This window comes from Pseudomonas fluorescens group sp., from assembly GCF_020093335.1.
In the GTDB taxonomy this organism is placed as follows: domain Bacteria; phylum Pseudomonadota; class Gammaproteobacteria; order Pseudomonadales; family Pseudomonadaceae; genus Aquipseudomonas; species Aquipseudomonas petroselini.
In genome coordinates this window covers 16349-35524 of sequence record NZ_JAIOKW010000035.1, presented here as the reverse complement: position 1 = coordinate 35524, position 19176 = coordinate 16349, and the positions used below count along the sequence as shown (strand labels likewise).

12 protein-coding genes are annotated in these 19176 nt (G+C 63.9%); 6 read left to right on the top strand and 6 right to left on the bottom strand.

What is annotated here, in order from left to right:
• Positions 1 to 60: 60 nt before the first annotated feature.
• Complete coding sequence (locus K7431_RS24980) at positions 61 to 1137, bottom strand: aldo/keto reductase (protein ID WP_015884806.1); 1077 nt, start codon at positions 1135 to 1137, stop codon at positions 61 to 63.
• Positions 1138 to 1268: 131 nt separating this feature from the next.
• On the opposite strand from K7431_RS24980, the gene K7431_RS24975 reads away from it, so the two are divergent.
• The 3 genes from K7431_RS24975 to K7431_RS24965 all read left to right on the top strand — a co-directional run bounded on the left by K7431_RS24975 (position 1269) and on the right by K7431_RS24965 (position 3954).
• Positions 1269 to 1946 (top strand): ABC transporter ATP-binding protein, encoded by a 678-nt coding sequence (locus tag K7431_RS24975; protein WP_015884805.1) that lies wholly within the window; start codon positions 1269 to 1271, stop codon positions 1944 to 1946.
• Positions 1943 to 2734, top strand: coding sequence for an ABC transporter permease (locus tag K7431_RS24970; RefSeq protein ID WP_015884804.1), 792 nt, complete (start codon positions 1943 to 1945; stop codon positions 2732 to 2734). The genes K7431_RS24975 and K7431_RS24970 overlap by 4 nt, the downstream gene beginning before the upstream one ends.
• Positions 2735 to 3021: 287 nt before the next feature.
• Positions 3022 to 3954, top strand: a complete 933-nt coding sequence (locus K7431_RS24965) for a pyridoxamine 5'-phosphate oxidase family protein (protein WP_015884803.1) — start codon at positions 3022 to 3024, stop codon at positions 3952 to 3954.
• Between the two features lie 153 nt (positions 3955 to 4107).
• On the opposite strand, the gene adeC is transcribed toward K7431_RS24965, so the two are convergent.
• Positions 4108 to 5562 (bottom strand): AdeC/AdeK/OprM family multidrug efflux complex outer membrane factor, encoded by a 1455-nt coding sequence (gene adeC, locus K7431_RS24960; protein ID WP_043206294.1) that lies wholly within the window; start codon positions 5560 to 5562, stop codon positions 4108 to 4110.
• A complete protein-coding gene (locus K7431_RS24955; RefSeq protein ID WP_015884801.1) occupies positions 5562 to 6356 on the bottom strand; it encodes a helix-turn-helix transcriptional regulator in 795 nt (264 codons plus the stop codon). Before K7431_RS24955 ends, adeC begins: the two co-directional genes overlap by 1 nt.
• Positions 6357 to 6845: 489 nt before the next feature.
• Here K7431_RS24955 and K7431_RS24950 point away from each other — a divergent pair, with 489 nt between their 5' ends.
• Together K7431_RS24950 and K7431_RS24945 are read left to right on the top strand one after the other, a co-directional pair.
• Complete coding sequence (locus tag K7431_RS24950; RefSeq protein ID WP_043205591.1) at positions 6846 to 13067, top strand: non-ribosomal peptide synthetase; 6222 nt, start codon at positions 6846 to 6848, stop codon at positions 13065 to 13067.
• A 212-nt stretch (positions 13068 to 13279) separates the two neighbouring features.
• On the top strand, positions 13280 to 14206 hold the full coding sequence (locus K7431_RS24945) for an ATP-binding cassette domain-containing protein (protein WP_015884799.1): 927 nt from the start codon (positions 13280 to 13282) through the stop codon (positions 14204 to 14206).
• Here the strand turns inward: K7431_RS24945 and K7431_RS24940 are convergent, their stop codons facing one another.
• The 3 genes from K7431_RS24940 to K7431_RS24930 form a co-directional block, all read right to left on the bottom strand.
• Complete coding sequence (locus K7431_RS24940; RefSeq protein WP_015884798.1) at positions 14207 to 15727, bottom strand: ArnT family glycosyltransferase; 1521 nt, start codon at positions 15725 to 15727, stop codon at positions 14207 to 14209.
• Complete coding sequence (gene arnT / locus K7431_RS24935) at positions 15727 to 17382, bottom strand: lipid IV(A) 4-amino-4-deoxy-L-arabinosyltransferase (RefSeq protein WP_015884797.1); 1656 nt, start codon at positions 17380 to 17382, stop codon at positions 15727 to 15729. The genes K7431_RS24940 and arnT overlap by 1 nt, the downstream gene beginning before the upstream one ends.
• A gap of 175 nt (positions 17383 to 17557) precedes the next feature.
• Positions 17558 to 18232, bottom strand: coding sequence for a histidine phosphatase family protein (locus K7431_RS24930; RefSeq protein WP_043205588.1), 675 nt, complete (start codon positions 18230 to 18232; stop codon positions 17558 to 17560).
• Between the two features lie 274 nt (positions 18233 to 18506).
• Here K7431_RS24930 and K7431_RS24925 point away from each other — a divergent pair, with 274 nt between their 5' ends.
• Positions 18507 to 19175, top strand: coding sequence for an ABC transporter ATP-binding protein (locus tag K7431_RS24925; RefSeq protein WP_015884795.1), 669 nt, complete (start codon positions 18507 to 18509; stop codon positions 19173 to 19175).
• Position 19176: the final 1 nt, after the last annotated feature.

The window sequence follows — 19176 nt, the reverse complement described above, 5'->3', positions numbered from 1 at the left end:
CGGACCCAATGGGGGATGGAGCAAGCCCCCTCCCGCAGGTTGAGTGGCGGTGTTCAGGGCTTATTTGTCCTTGCGCGCATCCAGGGTCTTCTGGTGCTCGGCCAAAAACGGCTGTTCCGCGGGATCAAAACGATCAATCCCGGCGGTAAAGCGATGCCAGTACGGGTACAACGGCTGGCGCCGCGTCACGGCTTCGATACGCGAAGACTGTTCCTCGGTCAGCTTCAGTTCAGTCGCGGCGAGGTTATCGTGCAAGTGTGCTTCGGTGCGGGCGCCGACGATCAGCGAGGTGATCCCCGGCCGGTCCTTGAGCCACGCCAGGCACGTGCGCGCGACCGAGACGCCATGCTCATCACCGACGGCGGCGAGGGTTTCGATGATGTCCAGCGCGCGCTCCTGGTCATGCACGTAGGGTTCCGGCCAGCCGCTGCCCTGGCGGGTGTTGGCCGGCGCGGGGTGCCCGCGTCGAGTGGAGCCGGTCAGCAGCCCTTCGCCCATCGGTCCCCACACCAGCGTGCCCACTGATTGGTCCAGTGCCAGGGGCAGTAATTCGTATTCGGCCTCGCGGGATTCCGGGGTGTAGTAGATCTGCTGGGTGATGGGTTTGAGCATGCCGTGCAGCTCAGCCTTACCCAGGGTTTTCATCATTTGCCAGGCGGTGAAATTACTGGTGCCGAAGTAGCGGATCTTGCCCGAGCCCACCAGCAGCCGCAGCGCTTCGAGGGTTTCCTCGATGGGCGTCATGCCGTCCCAATTGTGCAGTTGGTAGAGATCGATATGGTCGGTGCCCAGGCGTTTCAAACTGGCTTCGCAGGCGCGAATCAGGTGGTAGCGCGATGAGCCGGAATTGTTCGGGTTGTTGTCCACGGGGCTGCGGCCCTTTGTGGCCAGCAGGATATCGTTGCGCTTGGCGCCCAAGGCGTTGCCGACCACTTCTTCGGCCAGGCCGTGGGAGTAGAGGTCGGCGGTGTCGACCATGTTCACACCCGCGTCGAACGCGATGTCGAACATGCGCTTGGCCTGGGGCACGTCCACCGCGCCGCACTGCTCAAATTCGGCGCGACCGCCAAAAGGCACGGTGCCCAGGATGATTTCGGACACCAGCAGGCCGGAATGACCCAGTTGTCGGTATTGCATGTCGCCTCCTACTTAACGTTGCACGTGAAGGTGTGAACGACGTGGGGTGCGATAGTTTGAATTTTTTCATGAAAACTTCGTGCGCCTGCCTCACCATTACGCCCAACAGGATTTAACAGGAACCCGCGTCCATGAGCGCACTGATCGAAACCCGCGCCCTCACGCGCCTGGACGAGCGCCGCCAGGTGCCGTTGCTCCAGCCCACCGATTTCACCCTGCACGCTGGCGACCGCGTGTCGATCACGGGTGCGTCCGGCTCCGGCAAAAGTGTGTTCCTGCGCGCGCTGGCGCTGTTGGATGCGCCCACGTCCGGGCAGATCCTGTGGAACAACCAGCCGATCGGCAACGCGCAGATTCCCCACTACCGCAGCCATATCAGCTACCTGTCCCAACGCCCGGCGCTGCTCGAGGGCTCGGTGCAAGACAACCTGTGCTTTCCCTTCAGCCTTAAGACCTTGCGCACGCGCCGCTTCGATCTGGCGGCCGTCACCACACTGCTCGGGCATGCCGGCAAGGCGCCGGATTTTTTGGCCAAGCGCGCCGCCGACCTGTCGGGCGGCGAGTCCCAGGTGGTGTCGTTGATCCGCACCCTGCAACTCAACCCCGAAGTGCTGTTGCTGGACGAACCCACCGCCGCCCTCGACCCCACCTCATCCCGCGAGGTGGAAGCGCTGATCGATGCCTGGTTTGCCGCTGATCGATCCCGTGCCTGTATCTGGGTCTCTCACGACCTGGACCAGGCCCGGCGCATGAGCGACATCCACTGGCAAATGGATGCGGGTGTATTGAGCGGAGCGACCCAGGCGTGAATTATCAGAACCTTACCGCGCTGGACATGGGCATCGCCGCGTCGCTGATCCTCATCAACGGCGCACTCTCGCTGCTGCTACGCCTGGGTCTGGGCCGCCAGTTGCTGTGGGCGGCGGTGCGCACCGTGGTGCAACTGTTGGCCATCGGTTATCTGCTGGGCTGGGTGTTCGAGTTCGCCTACTGGTACGTGGTGCTGCCGTTGATGTGTGCGATGACCCTGATCGCCGGCCTCTCGGCTGCAGGCCGTGGGCGGCGCACTTACCGGGGGCAGCGCGCCGACAGCGTGCTGTCGGTATGGGGCAGTTCGTGGCTGGTCACCGCTGTGGGGTTGTTTGCGGTGATCCGTATCCACCCGTGGTACGAGCCGCAATACGCGATCCCTATCCTCGGCATGATCCTTGGCAACACGCTGACCGGCGTCTCCCTGGGCATCGAACGCATGACCCAGGAGCTGACCTCGGGGCGCAACACCATCGAGATGATCCTGGCCCTCGGCGGCTCACGTTGGGAAGCGGCGCAGGAAGCCATCCGCCAGGCGGTGCGCGCGGGGATGATTCCGACGCTGAACCAGATGACCGTGGTGGGCATCGTCAGCCTGCCAGGCATGATGACCGGGCAAGTGCTGGCCGGGGAGAGCCCGGTGGATGCGGTGCGGTATCAGATCGTGATCATGTTTCTGATCGCCGCCTCATCGGCGCTGGGCACAGTGGGTGCGGTGTTGCTCACCTACCGGCGACTGTTTTCCAGCAGCCATCGATTCTTGCGGGACAGGCTTGAGGAGCGCTGAAGCGCACCACAGCTCCCCCAGGGTGGCCATTGTGCGGTCAGGGCGCTTGTTGTGGCGAGGGAGCTTGCTCCCGCTGGGCTGCGTAGCAGCCCCAATCAGGTCTCCGCGTTTTTTCAGACAATTCGCGTTGGCAGGTTTTGGGGGCGGCTTCGCCGCCCAGCGCGAGCAAGCTCGCTCGCCACAGGAAGCTAGCGTATCTGGCAGTTACGTCGTGTTTTGCTAGGCTACGAACTGCCGCCACGGCTGGCAGGGCGCAACATCGGTCTATCCCACATGAGGTACTCGCCATGAACCCGATCGAACAAACGCCCTGGCATGCCGGTGAGCGTCACCTGCAAGAGACTGTTGGCGTGGCCGACCGCATGGCCGTGGTCGGGCCCAAAGTGATTCGCGATCACCTGCCTGGGCAGCATCGGGATTTTTACCCCTTGTTGCCGTACCTGATGTTGGGCGTGGTGGATGAACGCGGCATTCCCTGGGCGACCATGATTGAAGGCGCCCCAGGCTTTGCCCACTCGCCGGACCCACAGACCTTGCAGATCGACAGTCTGCCGTCGGCCGGTGACCCAGCTCGCAGCGCACTGCAAGACGGCGCATCCGTCGGCCTGCTGGGCATCGACCTCAACACTCGCCGCCGCAACCGCATGAACGGACGGATCGGCGCGCTCGATCACGAGGGCTTTTCGATTGATGTGGTGCAGAGCTTCGGCAACTGCCCCAAGTACATCCAGCTACGGCCCGTCGACGCCGTCGCCCGCAAACCCGGCACGCTCGTCGAGCGTGCCGACAGCCTGGACGACGCCGCTCAAACGACAATCCGCAACGCCGACACCTTCTTCGTCGCCAGCTACGTCGAGGTCGACGGCCAGCGCTCGGTGGACGTTTCTCATCGGGGTGGCAACACGGGTTTTGTGCGGGTTGAAGGCAACCTGCTGACCATTCCCGACTTCGCCGGCAACCTGTTCTTCAACACCCTGGGCAACCTGCAGGTGAACCCGGTGGCGGGGTTGCTGTTCATCGATTTTGAATCGGGGGACGTGCTGCACGTGGCCGGGCGCACCGCGCTGATCCTGGACGGCCCGCAAGTGGCCCTGTTCGCCGGCGCCCAGCGCTTGTGGACGGTGAGCGTGGAACACGTGGTGCGGCGCCCGGCGGCGCTGGCGTTGCGGTGGCAGTTCGCGGAGTTTTCGCCGTTCAGTCTGGCGATGGGGCAGTGGTAGCCTGGCTCGGACCGTAGGAGGCGGTAAATGTGAAAGCAGTCACTGATATCTGGCGCATCACCACCTCCCTGTCACAAATGATGGCCTATATTGTAGTGAGCGGGCTTGCCCCGCGCTGGGCTGCGCAGCAGCCCCAACCCCCCCCCTGTACATTCACCTGATACGCCGCAGTGGTCCGATTGGGGCGGCTTCGTCACCCCGCGTGCTCGCCATGGGCGCAGGCATGCCATCCCCCCACGCGCCCCCCAGCGCCGTATACAAATTCACCTCCGCCACCAACTGCGCCAGGCGGTCCACGATCAATGCCTGCTGCGAGCTGAACAACGCACGTTGCGCATCCAGGAAGGTGAGGTTGCTGTCGACGCCGCTGCGGTAGCGGTGTTCGGCCAGTTTGTAATACTGCTGGTTGGCCGCGACGAAATCCCGCTGCGCGTCCAACTGGTCGATAAAGGTCTGCCGCGCCGCCAGGCCGTCGGCGACTTCCTGGAAAGCGGTCTGGATGGATTTTTCGTATTGCGCCACGCTGATGTCTTTTTGCAACTTGGCATAGTCGAGGCTTGCGCGCAGGCTGCCGGCATTGAAGATCGGCAGGTTGATCTGCGGTTGGAACGTCCAGCTGCCCGAGCCTCCCTTGAACAGTCCCGACAGTTCGGTGCTGGCGCTGCCGGCATTCGCGGTGAGGCTCACCGAAGGGAAAAACGCCGCGCGTGCGGCGCCGATATTGGCGTTGGCGGCGCGCAGTTGGTATTCGGCCTGGAGGATATCCGGGCGGCGTTGCAGCAGGTCGGAGGGCAGGCCCGCCGGTACGCGCGCCACCCAGTCAGCCGCGAGTGGTCGCGCGGGCAGTTGTTCGTCCACCGGGCCGCCCACCAGCAGGGCCAGGTTGTTGAGGTCCTGGGCCACTTGGCGCTCGTAGCGGGCCACGCTGGCGCGGGTGCTTTCGACGCTGGTACGGGCTTGGACCACGTCCAGAGCCGAGGCTTTGCCCGCGGTTTTACTGCGGCTGGTGAGGCGCAGGCTGTGGTCGTTGGCCACCAGGGTTTGCTGGGCGAGGGCCAGCAATTCCTGGTCGGCTCGCCAGGTCAGGTAGGCATTCGCGACGTTCGCCACCAGGCTCAGTTGCGCGCTGCGTCGGGCCTCCTCGGTGCCCAGGTAGGTGAGCATGGCCTGTTCGCTGAGGCTGCGCACGCGGCCAAAAAAATCCAGTTCGTAGGCACTGATACCCAGGGTCGCGGAGTAGCTGGAGGTGATGGCCGGCTTGCCCGTGCCATTCACATCGCCGGGCAAACGCCGACGCTGGCCGGCCCCGGTGGCGGACACGGCGGGGAAAAGATCCGCACGCTGGATACGGTACTGCGCCTGGAACGCCTCGACGTTCAGCGCCGCCACCCGCAGGTCGCGGTTGTTGACCAAGGCATCGCGAATCAGCTGCTGCAGCGCCGGGTCGTGGAACAGCTGTTGCCAGTCAGCGCTGCCGGCCTGCGCCTGTGCATACACACCCTGCTGCGGATACTGCACAGGCACCGGCGCTTGCGGTCGCTGGTAGTCCGGGATCAGCGAGCAACCGCTGAGCATCGATGCCATCGCCAAAGTACTCAATGTGCGCATCAGGCCCCCACCATCCATTTGGCCAGGCCATGCCGGCCACTCACGCCCAGCTTGGCGGCGGCGCGCTTGAGGTAGGTTTCGATGGAGCTGTTCTTCACACTGAGTTTTTCCGCCATCTGCGGCACGGTACCGCCGGTCAGCAGGCCGAGGCACACCTCTTGCTCGCGTGCCGACAGGGTGATGTCGCCCAGGGACAGGCGCTTGTAGAACTCACGCTGCAATTGGGATTGCTCCAGCAGGGTATGGGCCGCTTCGGTCTCGGGGTGCGGTGCCTGGCGCAGGCTTTGGGCGTGGCACTCCATCAGCGGCAGCAGGGTGTCCGACAGGCATTTGAGAAACGACAGCTCGGGCAGGGAAAACCCGCGGTGGTTTGGCGGCCGGTAGAACGAAATCACACAGCGCCGGTTGCCCTGGCGCGACACCAGGTTGCACTGGTGCGAGGTGCCGCGAGGGTATGCACTCTTGGCCTTGGCCTTCAGTTGGATCAGCAGCGGGTCGTGCATGCCGAGCATTTCCCGCAGCAGCGGGTGATCGTCCATGGAGTTCAGGGCCAGGGGCGGTGGCAGGTCCTGCTTCTGGCCGGCGCTGCCCAGCAGCTTGATATCGAGCACGCGGTCGCGCAGCTCGTCGAGGGTCCATTCGCTGAGATCCACCAGGTGGATCGGTACCCATTTGTCCACCAGGTGCAGCATGTGCGCGGCGAAGTCCGGGTGACCGCTGTTGGCAATCAGTTCGCCCATTTCTGCATAAAAATTCGGGCTTTGCGTGTTGGCGGTAGTGCTGATCAAACTCATAGCCATCTCATCCTTGATGTCGAAAACCGTCAACAGATTCTCTGAGCCTCTGCGGGGGCGATCCGTTGCTCACCCACCAGAGTCGGTATTCGAAATTGTATTTAGCCAGGGGATTCGTCCTACGTATGTAGCGGAAACGAGGGACACAACGTGCCATAAAAACAACGTCATTAATTCGACGTTTCTGAGCGATGATTCCGGCCACGAAAAATCAGGAGATGCCTTTAGATTTATTTAACTGTTTGATAAATATTGAAAATAATTATTTTTAAAAAACCTCCCCCCAACCTGACATCGGCCAGATATAGCCAATCTCCTACATCTCTTTAATCGTTTCAGCAATGAACCCTCAGCCAAGCCCGTTCCGTGCGTTTGGATGTCCGGGTTTAGGGTGACAGACAGCCCCGGGGCCCCATGCTCCAATCCGGCCCATTCGTCGTAATGGGCCTCCCTGCGCGGCCAGTGCCTGACCCCCATGAGAAGGATCTTATGAAGCATTCCTCCCGCCTGCCGGCCAGCTTCCCCCTTACCGCCGCCCAACAGGACATCTGGCTCGACCAACTGCGTGCAGGTGACTCACCGCTGTACAACATCGGCGGCTATGTGGACTTTGCCGGCGCCGTCGACCCGAACCTGATGCAGCGTGCCATCGAGCGGCTGGTGGCCAAGCACGATGCGTTGCGCACGCAATTGCACAGCGACGCCAACGGCCTGCCTCGGCAGACCTTCGCCGCCACGGTGGCCGTGGACCTGGCGCTGCACGACGTGAGTGCAGCCCCCGACCCGCACGCCGCCTGCCACGCCCTGATGCAGGCGCAAATGGCCTTGCCGTACGCGCTGCAGGGCGCGCCACTGTTCCGCTTCTTGCTGGTCAAGCTGGATGCCGATCACTACCGCCTCGGCACCCAGGCCCACCATCTGATTCTCGACGGCTGGGGCTTCGGCCAAATGCTGCAATCCCTCGCGCGGCTGTACACCGCCCTGGCGCAAGGCCAACAGCCGGAGCCGCTGGCGCCGTCCTATATCGACTTTATCGACGCGGACGAGCGCTACCGTGCCTCGGCCCGCTATGCCCGCGACCGCGTCTATTGGCTGGCCAAGTACCCAGTGCTGCCGGAACCGCTGCTGACCCCGCGGCACGCCGCCAAGGCGTCCAGCAACACCCTGGTGCAAGCGTTTCCGGCGGCCCTGCTCAACCGCATGGAGCAGGTGGCCAACCGTTACCAGGCGTCGGCATTTCATGTGCTGCTGGCGGCGATGTATGTGTATTTCACGCGCACCGCCCAGCGCCAGGAGTGGGTGGTGGGGCTGCCGATTCTCAACCGTTCCAATGCGCAGTTCCGTTCGACCGTCGGGCTGTTCACCCAGGTCAGCGCAGTACGGTTGCAGTTCGATGAGCAGTTGCCGTTCAGTGCCGTGGTGCGTGGCGTGCGCGACCAGCTCAAGCAGGATTTCCGCCACCAGCGTTTTCCCCTGAGTGAGATGAACCGTGAGTTGGGCGTGCGCCGCAGCGATCGCGGCCAGTTGTTCGACCTGTCGGTGTCTTACGAGCAGGACGACCATGCGCTGCGCTACGGCACCACCGAGGCGCGTGCGGTCAAAGTCTCCAACCACCATGAGCCGCTGCCGCTGGCGATCCACTTGCGCAGCAACCGCTACCAGGACACCGCGTGCCTGCATTGCGTGTACAACGAGGCGTACTTCGAGCACGACGAAGTGCTCGCCCTGGCGCAACGCTTTACCTGGCTGCTGGAGCAAGGGCTGGAAGACCCTGCGTTGAAGCTCAGTGATTTCTCGGTGGTGACGCCCGCCGAACAGGCCCGGTTGCACCAGTGGAACGCCACCGCCCAGCCCGGTACGCAGCCGCAGACCCTGCACGCGCGCATCGAAGGCCAGGCCGCGCGCACGCCGGACGCGGTGGCGGCGGTTTACCAGGGCCGGCAGCTGAGCTACGCCCAACTCAACCAACAGGCCAACGCCCTGGCCCATCAACTGCTGGAGCGTGGCGTACAGCCGGACGACCGCGTGGTGATCCTGGCGCGGCGCGGGCTGGACACGCTGGTGGGGTTGCTGGCAATTCTCAAGTCCGGCGCCTGCTACGTGCCGGTCGACCCGGCCCATCCGGCCGAACGCCTGAACTACTTGCTGCAAGACAGCGATCCGGTGGTGGTACTGACCCAGCATGACCTGCTGCACCGTCTGCCTGCGCTGGATGTGCCTGTGCTCCAACTGGACCGCCCGACCTTTCACTTGGGCACCAACCCCCGCGTAGCGGTCAGCCCCTCCCACCTTGCCTACGTGATCTACACCTCAGGCTCCACCGGCTTGCCCAAGGGCGTGATGGTCGAGCACCACACTGTCTCGAACCTGGTGGACTGGCATTGCCGGGCCTTTGACCTGCACGCCGGCAGCCACACCGCCAGTGTCGCCGGGTTTGGTTTTGATGCGATGGCCTGGGAAGTCTGGCCGGCACTGTGTGTGGGCGCCACGCTGCACCTGCCGCCCGCCCATGACGGCGCCGAAGACATCGACGCGCTGCTCAGCTGGTGGCGCGCGCAGCCGCTGGACGTGTGCTTCCTGCCGACGCCTGTGGCCGAATACGCCTTCAGCCAGGGCCTGCAACACCCAACGCTGCGCACCCTGCTGATCGGTGGCGACCGTCTGCGCGCTTTCCCCCAGGCGCAGTCCTTTGCCGTGATCAACAACTACGGCCCCACCGAAGCCACGGTGGTCGCCACCTCCGGCCGCATGGACGTGGGCAAGCCGCTGCATATCGGCGCGCCGATCGCGAATGCCACCGCGTACGTGCTCGACGAACAGCAACGCCCGGTGCCCATCGGCGTAGCAGGGGAGTTGTACGTGGGGGGCAAAGGGGTGGCGCGCGGCTACCTGAACCGCCCCGATCTCAGCGCCGAACGCTTTCTGGATGACCCTTTCACCCAGGGCCGGATGTACCGCACCGGTGACCTGGCGCGCTGGCTGCCGGACGGCAACCTGGAATACCTGGGGCGCAATGACGACCAGGTGAAAATTCGTGGCGTGCGCGTCGAGCTGGGCGAAATCGAATCCGCGCTGGCCGCCCACCCGCATATCCAAGAGGCCGTGGTGCAGTCGCGCGAGGGGCAATTGCTGGCCTGGTTCGTGCCGCGTGAAGCCGTGCCGATCGAGGCCTTACGCAGCCACCTGCAAGCGTCGCTGCCCGACTACATGCTACCGGCCGCCTACCAGCCAATGGACGCGTTGCCCCTGACCGCCAACGGCAAACTCGACCGCAAGGCGTTGCCGGCACCCAGCCAGGACGCCTTCGTCACACGCCGGTATGAAGCCCCGCACGCGGGCGTGGAAACCGTCTTGGCGCAGCTGTGGGCCGAGTTGTTGCACGTGCATCAGGTGGGCCGCCACGACCACTTTTTCGAACTCGGCGGGCATTCCTTACTGGCGGTGCAATTGGTGCAACGCATGCGCCAGGTCGGGCTGCGCGCCGATGTGCAGGTGTTGTTCGGCCAGCCGACCCTGGCGGCATTGGCGGCGGCCAGTGAATACAGCGAGGTGGATGAGGCGGACCTGGCCGAACCGGATCAGGCCAGCCTGGCGCTGATCGTCGCCGGCATCCCCGGTGGCGCGGCCAATGTGCAGGCGGTCTATCCGCTGGCGCCGTTGCAGGAAGGGTTGCTGTACCACCACCTCACCGATGAGCACGACCCCTACCAGCAGCAGGCGCTGTTCAGCTTTGCGCGACGCGAGCAATTGGACGCGTTTGCCCAAGCTTTGCAACAGGTGATCAACCGCCACGACATCCTGCGCACCAGCCTGGCGTGGGAAGCCCTGGAGCAACCGATGCAGGTGGTCTGGCGCCAGGCGCAGTTGCGCGTCGAACCGCTGCGCGAGGGGCATGAACCGCTGGATTTGCGCCAGGCGCCGCTGATGGCCCTGGACTATGCCGAAGAGCCGCAGCAGCAACGCTGGGTCGCGCGGCTGCGCTTCCATCACTTGGTCAACGATGCCACCTCGACCACGCTTCTGATGCAGGAAATCCGCGCCCACTTGCTCGGTCAACAGGCGCAACTGCCGGCGTCGGTGCCGTACCGCAATGTGGTGGTGCAAGCCCGTTCACCGGCGCGACAGGCAGGGCATGAAGCGTTTTTCCGTGAGCAGTTGGGGGATGTGGACGAGCCGACCCTGGCGTTCGGTCTACAGGCGCGCCAGGCGGATCGGGCGCAAACCGACGAAGCCGAACGCGCACTGGGCGAGCGTCTGCATCAGCGCGTGCGGGCACAGGCGCGTGGGCTGGGCGTGAGCGCCGCCAGCCTGTTCCATCTGGCTTGGGCCCAGGTGCTCAGCCGTGTCGCGGGCCGCGATGATGGGGTGTTCGGCACCGTGCTGCTCGGCCGTTTGCAGGCCGGTGAGGGCGCCGACCGCGCCTTGGGCATGTTCATCAACACCTTGCCGCTGCGGGTGCGCCTGGCCGGGCGGACGGTGGCCGATGCCCTCACGGACACCCACACCCAGCTCAGCGCCTTGCTCGCCCATGAACAAGCCTCCCTGGCACTGGCCCAACGCTGCAGCAGCGCGTCGCCGTTGTTCAACAGCCTGCTCAATTACCGGCACACCGACGCCGAGCGTGACCTGACCCTGGTGCCGGGCATCGCCTTGCTCAGCAGCGAAGACGTCCTCAGCTACCCGCTGATGCTGACCGTGGACGATACCGCCAGCGGCTTCCGAATCAAGGCCAAGGCCCCGCGCACCGTTGGCGCCGGGCGCCTTTTGGATTACCTCGAAACCGTACTGGTCAACTTGGTGGACGCGTTGGAGCAGACGCCGCAAAGGCCATTGCGCGAGGTGCAGGTGCTGCCCGCCAGTGAGCTGAAAACCCTGCTGGTGGACTTCAACACGACGGCCACCGACTACCCCGACACCCTCACCGTGCAGGCGCTGTTCGAAGCCCATGCGCGGCAGATCCCCCACGCCGTGGCGGTGCAGGCCGGCGCGTTGCAACTGACCTACCGCGAACTCAACGAACGCGCCAACCAGTTGGCCTTCCACTTGCGCGAACGTGGCGTTCAACCGGACTCTCGCGTGGCGCTGTGCGTCGAGCGCGGACTGGACCTGGTGGTGGGCCTGCTGGCCATCCTCAAGGCGGGCGGCGCCTATGTGCCGCTGGACCCCGGCTACCCGCGTGAGCGTCTGGTCTACATGCTTCACGACAGCCAACCGGTGGCGCTGCTGGTACACGCCGCGACGCGCGATTTGCCGGGCGAGGTGTCGATCCCGGTGATCGACTTCGACCACTGTGCCTGGCGCCAGGCGCCCATCGGCAACCCGCTGGTGCCGGGTTTGAGCGTCGCCAACCTGGCCTACGTCATGTACACCTCGGGCTCCACCGGCACGCCCAAAGGCGTGATGATCGAGCATCGCGGCCTCGGCAACCTGCTGCACTGGGGCTCGCAACTGTGCCCCAACGCTGAAGGCGGTGCGCTGTTGCAACGGGCGCCGTTCAGCTTCGACGGTTCGGTGTGGGAGCTGTTCTGGCCGCTCGCCAATGGCATGCGCCTGGTACTGGCACGCCCCGATGGGCATCGCGAGCCTGCCTACCTGGCGCAGGTGATTCGTGAGCAACAGATCACGGTGATCAAGTTCGTGCCGGCGATGTTGCAGCAGTTCCTTGAACTGGAAGAATCGGCCCTGTGCACCAGCCTCACCGACGTATTGTGTGGCGGCGGCGAGCTCACCGAAGCCCTGGCCCGTGGCGTGCAGGCGCGACTGCCCAAGGTGCGCCTGCATAACGTCTACGGCCCCACCGAGGCCACGGTCGACAGCAGCGCCTGGACGCTGGAACCGGGCGCACCGGTGCCCGCGCTGCAATTGCCGATCGGCCGGGCGATCAACAATACCCGCCTGTATGTGCTCGACGCGCAGGATTCGCCGGTGCCGATGGGCGTCAGCGGGCAGCTGCATATCGGTGGCGTCGGCGTGGCCCGTGGTTATCTGGGGCTTGAGCAGATGACCGCCGAGCGCTTTATCGACAGCCCGTTTGTGCAAGGGGATCGGCTGTACCGCACCGGCGACCTGGTGCGTTACCTGCCGGATGGCAATCTTGAGTTTCTCGGGCGCAATGACTTCCAGGTCAAACTGCGCGGCGTGCGCCTGGAACTGGGGGAAATCGAGTCACGGCTGGCGGCGCATCCGGCGTTGCGCGAAGTGGCGGTGTTGATTCGGGAAGAGCGGCTGGTGGCGTATTTCACCGTGCGTGCCGACGCGCCGAGCCTGGAAGCGTTGCGCGCTCATGTGCTGGAGCAATTGCCGGAGTACATGGTGCCGGCGGCGTTTGTGCGGCTTGATGAAATGCCCCTCAACCCTGCGGGCAAACTCGACCGCAAGGCATTGCCGGCGCCGGGGTTGGAGGCGGTGGTGAGCCGAGCGTATGCCGCACCGATCGGGGAAGTGGAAACCGTGATGGCCGGGATCTGGGCGGAGGTCTTGAAGCTGGAGCGGGTAGGGCGGCATGACCATTTCTTTGAACTGGGCGGGCATTCGTTGCTGGCGGTGAACCTGGTGGCGCGAATGCGCAAGGCCGGGTTGGAGGTGGATGCGCGGAGCGTGTTCAGCCAGCCGACGTTGGCGCAACTGGCGGCGTGTACCTTGACGCAGGTAAAGCGTGTGGAGATCCCGCAAACCGCCATTCCTCAACTCAATCGCCGTCGCAGGATCTGAAGTGGCGTGCGGGCCCTGAAGGCGCTGGCTGAAAGCATTCAACACACTGCGGGCAAAGGCCTTATAACTCGAATGTTTTCGGCTATGCGATTCAGCTATTGGATTGTTCATGAGGTAATGCCTTTAATTCGGGACCTAACTCATTGTTGTTCGGAATAAATCAGCGCTGTCTGGCGTTGTAATGAGTCATCGTTGCGCCTTAGAGATTAGCCATGAGCAACCCCGTTGCCCCCGAGCCTTTGATCCGTCTGGTTGGCCTGTGCAAGACGTATGGTGCCCAGCAGGCGCTGGATCAAGTCACCCTGGATATTTACCCGGGTGAGGGTGTGGCCTTGCTCGGTGCCACGGGAGCGGGCAAATCGACCTTGGTCAAGGTCCTCAGCGGCAGCCTGGCGCCGGATAGCGGCGAACTGTGGGTCGAGGGCCAGCGCCAACGCTTTACCTCGCCGTTGTCGGCACGCCGGCTCGGCATCGTCGCCGTGCATCAACGGCCCGACGATGCCATCGCCCCCGGCCTGAGCGTGGCCGAGAACCTGTTGCTCGATGAGCTGGGGCAGCCCGACGCGGATTTTCTGCTCAACCGCAAAAGCCTCCTGCAACGTGCCGAAGCCATCGCCGCCGGGCTGGGCCTGGACCTGCCGCTGCAACACCCGGTCGAACGCCTCGGCCAGGCGGACCGTCAACTGCTGGTACTGGCGCGTGCCTTTGCCCAGCAACCCAAACTGCTGATCCTCGACGAACCGACGGCGGCCTTGTCGGAAACCGACGCCGAACGCCTGCTCGGCCTGATCGACAGCCAGCGCGCACGCGGTGTGGCCATCCTCTACATCTCCCAGCGCTTGTCCGATCTGCAACGCGTCACCAACCGCGCGCTCGTGTTGCAAGCCGGACGCCTGACCGGCGACCTCAATACCCGGCACTTGCCGAGCGCGGCGTACACCCTGTTCGGGGAGGTGGCCGAGCATCCTGTGGTGCCCCCTGACAAGGCCTTGCCGGTGCCGTTTCTGGAGCGGTTTACCCGCGCCGGGTTTATCCGCAACCGGGCGGAGGGGCGGGCGGTACAGGAGCACGTGGCCGAGTTGCGGGGTAGCCTGGGGCCTATCGGCACCGTGGACCCCGGCAAGGCTCGCAAGACCTGATCAGCGCGGCGATGGGATAAACGCCACGCTGCCTCCCTCGCGCTTCGCAAACCACCGCTCGCCGTTGTCCGGCTGGGTGGTAATCACGTGATGATCCGCACCCAGGTAGGCCAGTGGCGTTGGGTCGTCCTTGGAGAATTGCGCAACGATAATTGTGTGTTGCGGGTCGAAATCCTGGCCGCTGGTGTTGGCCAGCCAGGCCATGAACGCGGCGCTGTCGCCCTGGCGCGGGAAGTCCTGGGTTTCGGCTACGTAGTAGAAGGGTTTGCCGTGGTTTTGCAGGTACAGAGGCAGTTTGTTGTCGACTTCCACCAGCACCATCTGCCATTGGTTCCACGGTGCTGTTTGGGTCGCCTGGGTTTCCACGTCCTCGGCGAAACGCGTCACGCCGCCATTGCCGTTGGTCCAGGGATACAGCACCCCGAGCACCAGTAGCATCAGCACGGCGGCGCTTGCGAAACCTTTCTGCCAGCGCGGCCAACTCGCCGGGTTTTTCGCCAGCCGTTCACTCACCCACCAGGCCCCCAGCAACTGCGCGAACGGCACCAACGGCAGCACGTAGTAACTGCGTCGGCTCCCACTTGCGGTGAAGAACACGAACAGCAACCCCAGGCCCCACACCAGCCAACGTACGTTGGGCGGGGTCTGGCGCCAATGCCGCAACGCCAGCCACAGGCCAAGCAGCCAGCACGGCACCCATGGCAGGGTGTAGGCGGGCAGGTAGATCAGGTACGTGTGGATCGGGCCCATGTGGTCGAACGGGTCGAAAAAGCGCACCACGTTTTCGCGGAACACCAGCGCCAAGCCACTTTCGCCGTAGCTGGGTGCGCCGTAGACATGGGACAGCATGAACGGCACGGCATACACCGCGCCCGCCATCAGCAGGGCGAGTGGCAGGCGCAGGTTGAGATGGCGTTTGTAGCGATGCTCACTGAGCAGGTGCGGCAGCAGTACCAGGCCGGGTAGCACAAAGCCGATCAAGCCCTTGAACAGGGAGGTCACCGCCAACAACAGAAAGAACACGGTGTAGCGCCCAAGCCGTGTGTCCTGCGGCCCGCGCCAATACCACCACACGGCCGCCAGTACGCCGCATACCGTGAGCACGTCCGCCGTGGCGACGCGCGCCCAGAACAGAAAGTAGAAGGTAGTGGCGAGCATCCAGCCGGCAATCAGCCCGGTGCCCTTGCGCAACAGTTGTTCGCCGATCAGGTAGATCAGCCACACGCTCAGCCAGGCGCCGATCACGGACGGCAAACGTAACGACCACGGGCCGAGGCCGCCCATCGCGTGGGCGGTCGCGGTGATCAGCCAGTAGGAAGGCAGGGGCTTGTCGTAATAGGGCACGCCTTTGAGATACGGGTCGAAGTAGTCGCCGCTTTGCAGCATCTGCAAGGCAATGTTGGCCCAGCGGGTTTCGGGGCCCCACAGGTCGCGTGCGCCGAGGCCGGCGAGCAGCAGCACGGCCGTGACACCCAGCAATACCACCAGGGCGCCGCGTTCGGTTTTCCAGAAGGCCGCCATCAGGGCGATTTCGGGTAGATGATCAGTTCGAGGGCGCCCTTGTAGTAGCGTTTGCCCCCCGGCGGCAGTTGCCCCGCCTCACGCATCTCGCTGGTGCTTCTGACCCGCATCAGCACGCCCACCGAGCCGCGCTGGCGCGCGTCCTTGAGCCACGTCTGCACCTGTTCCAGTGCGACTTTGCGCTGCACCGAACCCGCGTACTGCAAGCCGTAGCGCAACTCGCCCTCGGTGTCATACAGCGCCACAGCCGGGCGTTGCAGGCGCCAGGCCAGGGCGCTGGCACTCTCCAGTTCGTTGCTCAGCAGTGCCTGGGTTTGTTGCAACTCTTCCAGGTGCTCGAGCACAAACTGGTCGGGCATTTCGTTGTCGGCGATCCACGCCGGCATGCTCGCCGGCAACAGGATCACCAGCAGGCCGATGCCCAGCGTCGGCGTGGCCCATAGCGTCAACGGGCGGAACGCTTGCAGCAGGTTAGTGAGGATCCATGCCAACAGCACGATAAATGCCAGCGACAGGCTGAACATTTCGGCGTGGCTGTTGCTGTACAGCGGCCGGGCGATCTGCAGGTAGATCAGGCCGACCATGGCGACCATGCCGATCACGAAGTTGAGCAGGCCGTTGAGGCAGAGGGTGCGGGCACGGCCGGTGCTGATCAGGTCGACCAGGGTATGCCCCATCAACAACGCCAGGGGCAGCAGGCACGGCATGATGTAGGTCGGCAGCTTGCCGTTGCTCAGGCTGAAAAAAACCAGCGGCAGCAGCAGCCACAGGGCCAGGAAGGTGATTGCCGGCTGGCGTTTGTGCTGCCAGGTGGCGCGCAGGGTGGCGGGCAACAGCCCGGCCCAGGGCAGGCAAGACACCGCGATGATCGGTAGGAAGAACCACCACGGCCGCACGTGTTGCGCGTTGTCGGCGCTGAAGCGGCGAATGTGTTCATTCCAGAAAAAGAAGCGCCAGAAGTCAGGTTCCTGATGATGGATCGCCAGCGCCCACGGCAGGCAGACCACGGCGGCGACTGCGATTGCCAGCGGGCCGTAGCGCAGCAATTCTCCCAGGCGCCGTTGCCAGAGCATGTAGGGCACGGCAATCAGCACCGGCAGCACCCAGGCCAGGAAGCCTTTGGTCAGGAAACCCAGGGCGCAGGCCAGGCCCACCACGGCCCACGCCCCTAGACGGTGCCGCAGTGTGGTGCTGTCGAGGGCAAACCACAGGGCCACCAGGCTCAGGTTGACCCACAGGGTGAATTGCGGATCGAGGTTGGAATAACCCGCTTGCCCGGCCACCAGGCCGAAGCTCAGGTAGAGCAGGGCGCAGGCGAAGCTTTTGCGTGGGTCATTCCACAGGCGACGGGCGATCAGGTAGGCCAGCAGCACGCTTAAGCCGGTGGTCAAGGCCGAGGCGATGCGCACACCGAACAGGTTCTGGCCAAACACGGCCTGGCCGAGGGCGATCAACCAGTAGCCGCCGGCGGGCTTTTCGAAGTAGCGGATACCCATGAAATGTGGCGTGACCCAATTGCCGCTCAGGAGCATTTCCTGGCTGATCTGGGCGTAGCGGGTCTCGTCGGGGATCCACAAACCGTGCAGGCCCAGCGGCAATAGGTAAAACGCGACAAAGGCCAGCAACAATATCGGCAGCGGTTTTAATCGGGTCATGAAAACGTCGCTCCCTGACGTTTAGTGATGGATGTTTGAAGTAATGAAGTAGCGGAGACAGTCACGACGTTCACTGAATTACACAAAATATTCATGAGGTCCTTAATTAAAAGGCGCAACTAAACATGCCAGAACCGGGCTGTCTTTTTGCTGAACAGGCAGGAGGGGGGAGTTATTAAAGTTGTTTCAGCGCGGCGGGCCAATCCGGGTTATTGACGATACCCAATGCCTTGAACTTGCCGTTGGGCAATACCTGCACGAACAGGGCGCTGCCGTACTGGGGGAATGTGGCGTGGGGGAAACCCAGCGTGCTTTCGAAGTCGGCAATGCAGCCGCTGTGGGTGACGAAGACCAGGTTGCGTCCCGGGGTTTTGTGGCTGAGCAGTTCTTCGCCCATGGCCGCGCCGCAGACGGCTTGCTGGCCGGAGGTCAACTCGTTTTTGCCGAACATGAAGCGCAAGGTCTGCGCGGTTCGGATGGTCGGGCTGGCAAGCACGTCACTGCCTTCCATGCCCAACGTTTTAAAGGCTTTTCCCAGGTTTTCCGCGTGCTGGCTGCCACTGATCGTCAGGCCTTCGACAGGCCCCAGGCAGGGGTTGGTGGAGCGGTCGCAGCGTTCTTCGTGACGCACCAGCACGATCAGGTCGCCATCACGCCAAAGGGGCAGCACATGGGAGTTCAACAGGCGGTTGCCGACGCCCAGGTCGCGTGGCGAGGCGTGCCAGAACAGGCTGCCGGCGAGCAGCAGGCCGACCACGAAAAGCCCCAGCCACAGCGGTTGCAAGCGCTTGAAAAAGGCTCGCCGCGAGCGTGGTTTGGTCAGGGTAAGGTCAACCACTTCATTCACCATGGGCACTGTTGGCAGCGTTGTAATTAGTTAGGCGCAACGTGTGGGCGAATGCCTCAGTGACGCAGGAGGCTGTCACAGGGTGGCTGTCTTTTCGCTGAACATGTTGCGGTTAAAAGTTGTCAGGCAGGGCAACTAACAAGTTGCCGACGAATCACCGATGGCCGGTAATCTAAACAGCCATGGGTGGGCAGTCGGTGAAATCCATGTGAAAAATTTGCATGGCCTTGGGCGGCAGCCGTTATTCTCGATGGCCACCCATCAAACGAGAGTTGTCATGTTGCAGGTGCACGCCGTGTTTAAAAGCTATGTCACTCCGCAAGGGCCGCTGGCGGTGTTGGCCGGTGTGGACCTGCACTTGGCCGAGCGCAGCAGCCTGGCGTTGATGGGCGAGTCGGGCAGCGGCAAGAGCACCCTGTTGCACCTGGTGGCCGGGCTCGACCGGCTGGACGGCGGTAGCATCCAAGTGGGCGAGCGACGCCTCGACCAGCTCAGCGAAGCGCAATTGGCCCATTGGCGGCGCACCGAAATCGGCCTGGTGTTCCAGCAGTTCAACCTGATCGGCAGTTTGCGGGTCGAGGACAACCTGGCGTTCCAGGCGCGGTTGGCGGGGCGGTTTGACCCGCAGTGGCAAGCGCAATTGGTTGAACGCCTGGGCCTGGGCGATCTGCTCAAGCGTTACCCTGAACAACTCTCCGGGGGCCAGCAGCAGCGGGTCGCGGTCGGGCGCGCATTAGCCTCAAAACCGGGCCTGTTGTTGGCCGACGAACCCACCGGCAACCTTGACGAAGCCACCAGTGACGAAGTCTTGCAACTGCTGCTGGACCTGCTGCGCGACAGCCCCACCAGCCTGTTGATGGTCACTCACAGCCCGCGCATCGCCGCACGGCTGGACCGGCAGGTGGTGCTGCAGCGTGGGCGTGTCGTCCCTGCAGGCGCCGCTTGAG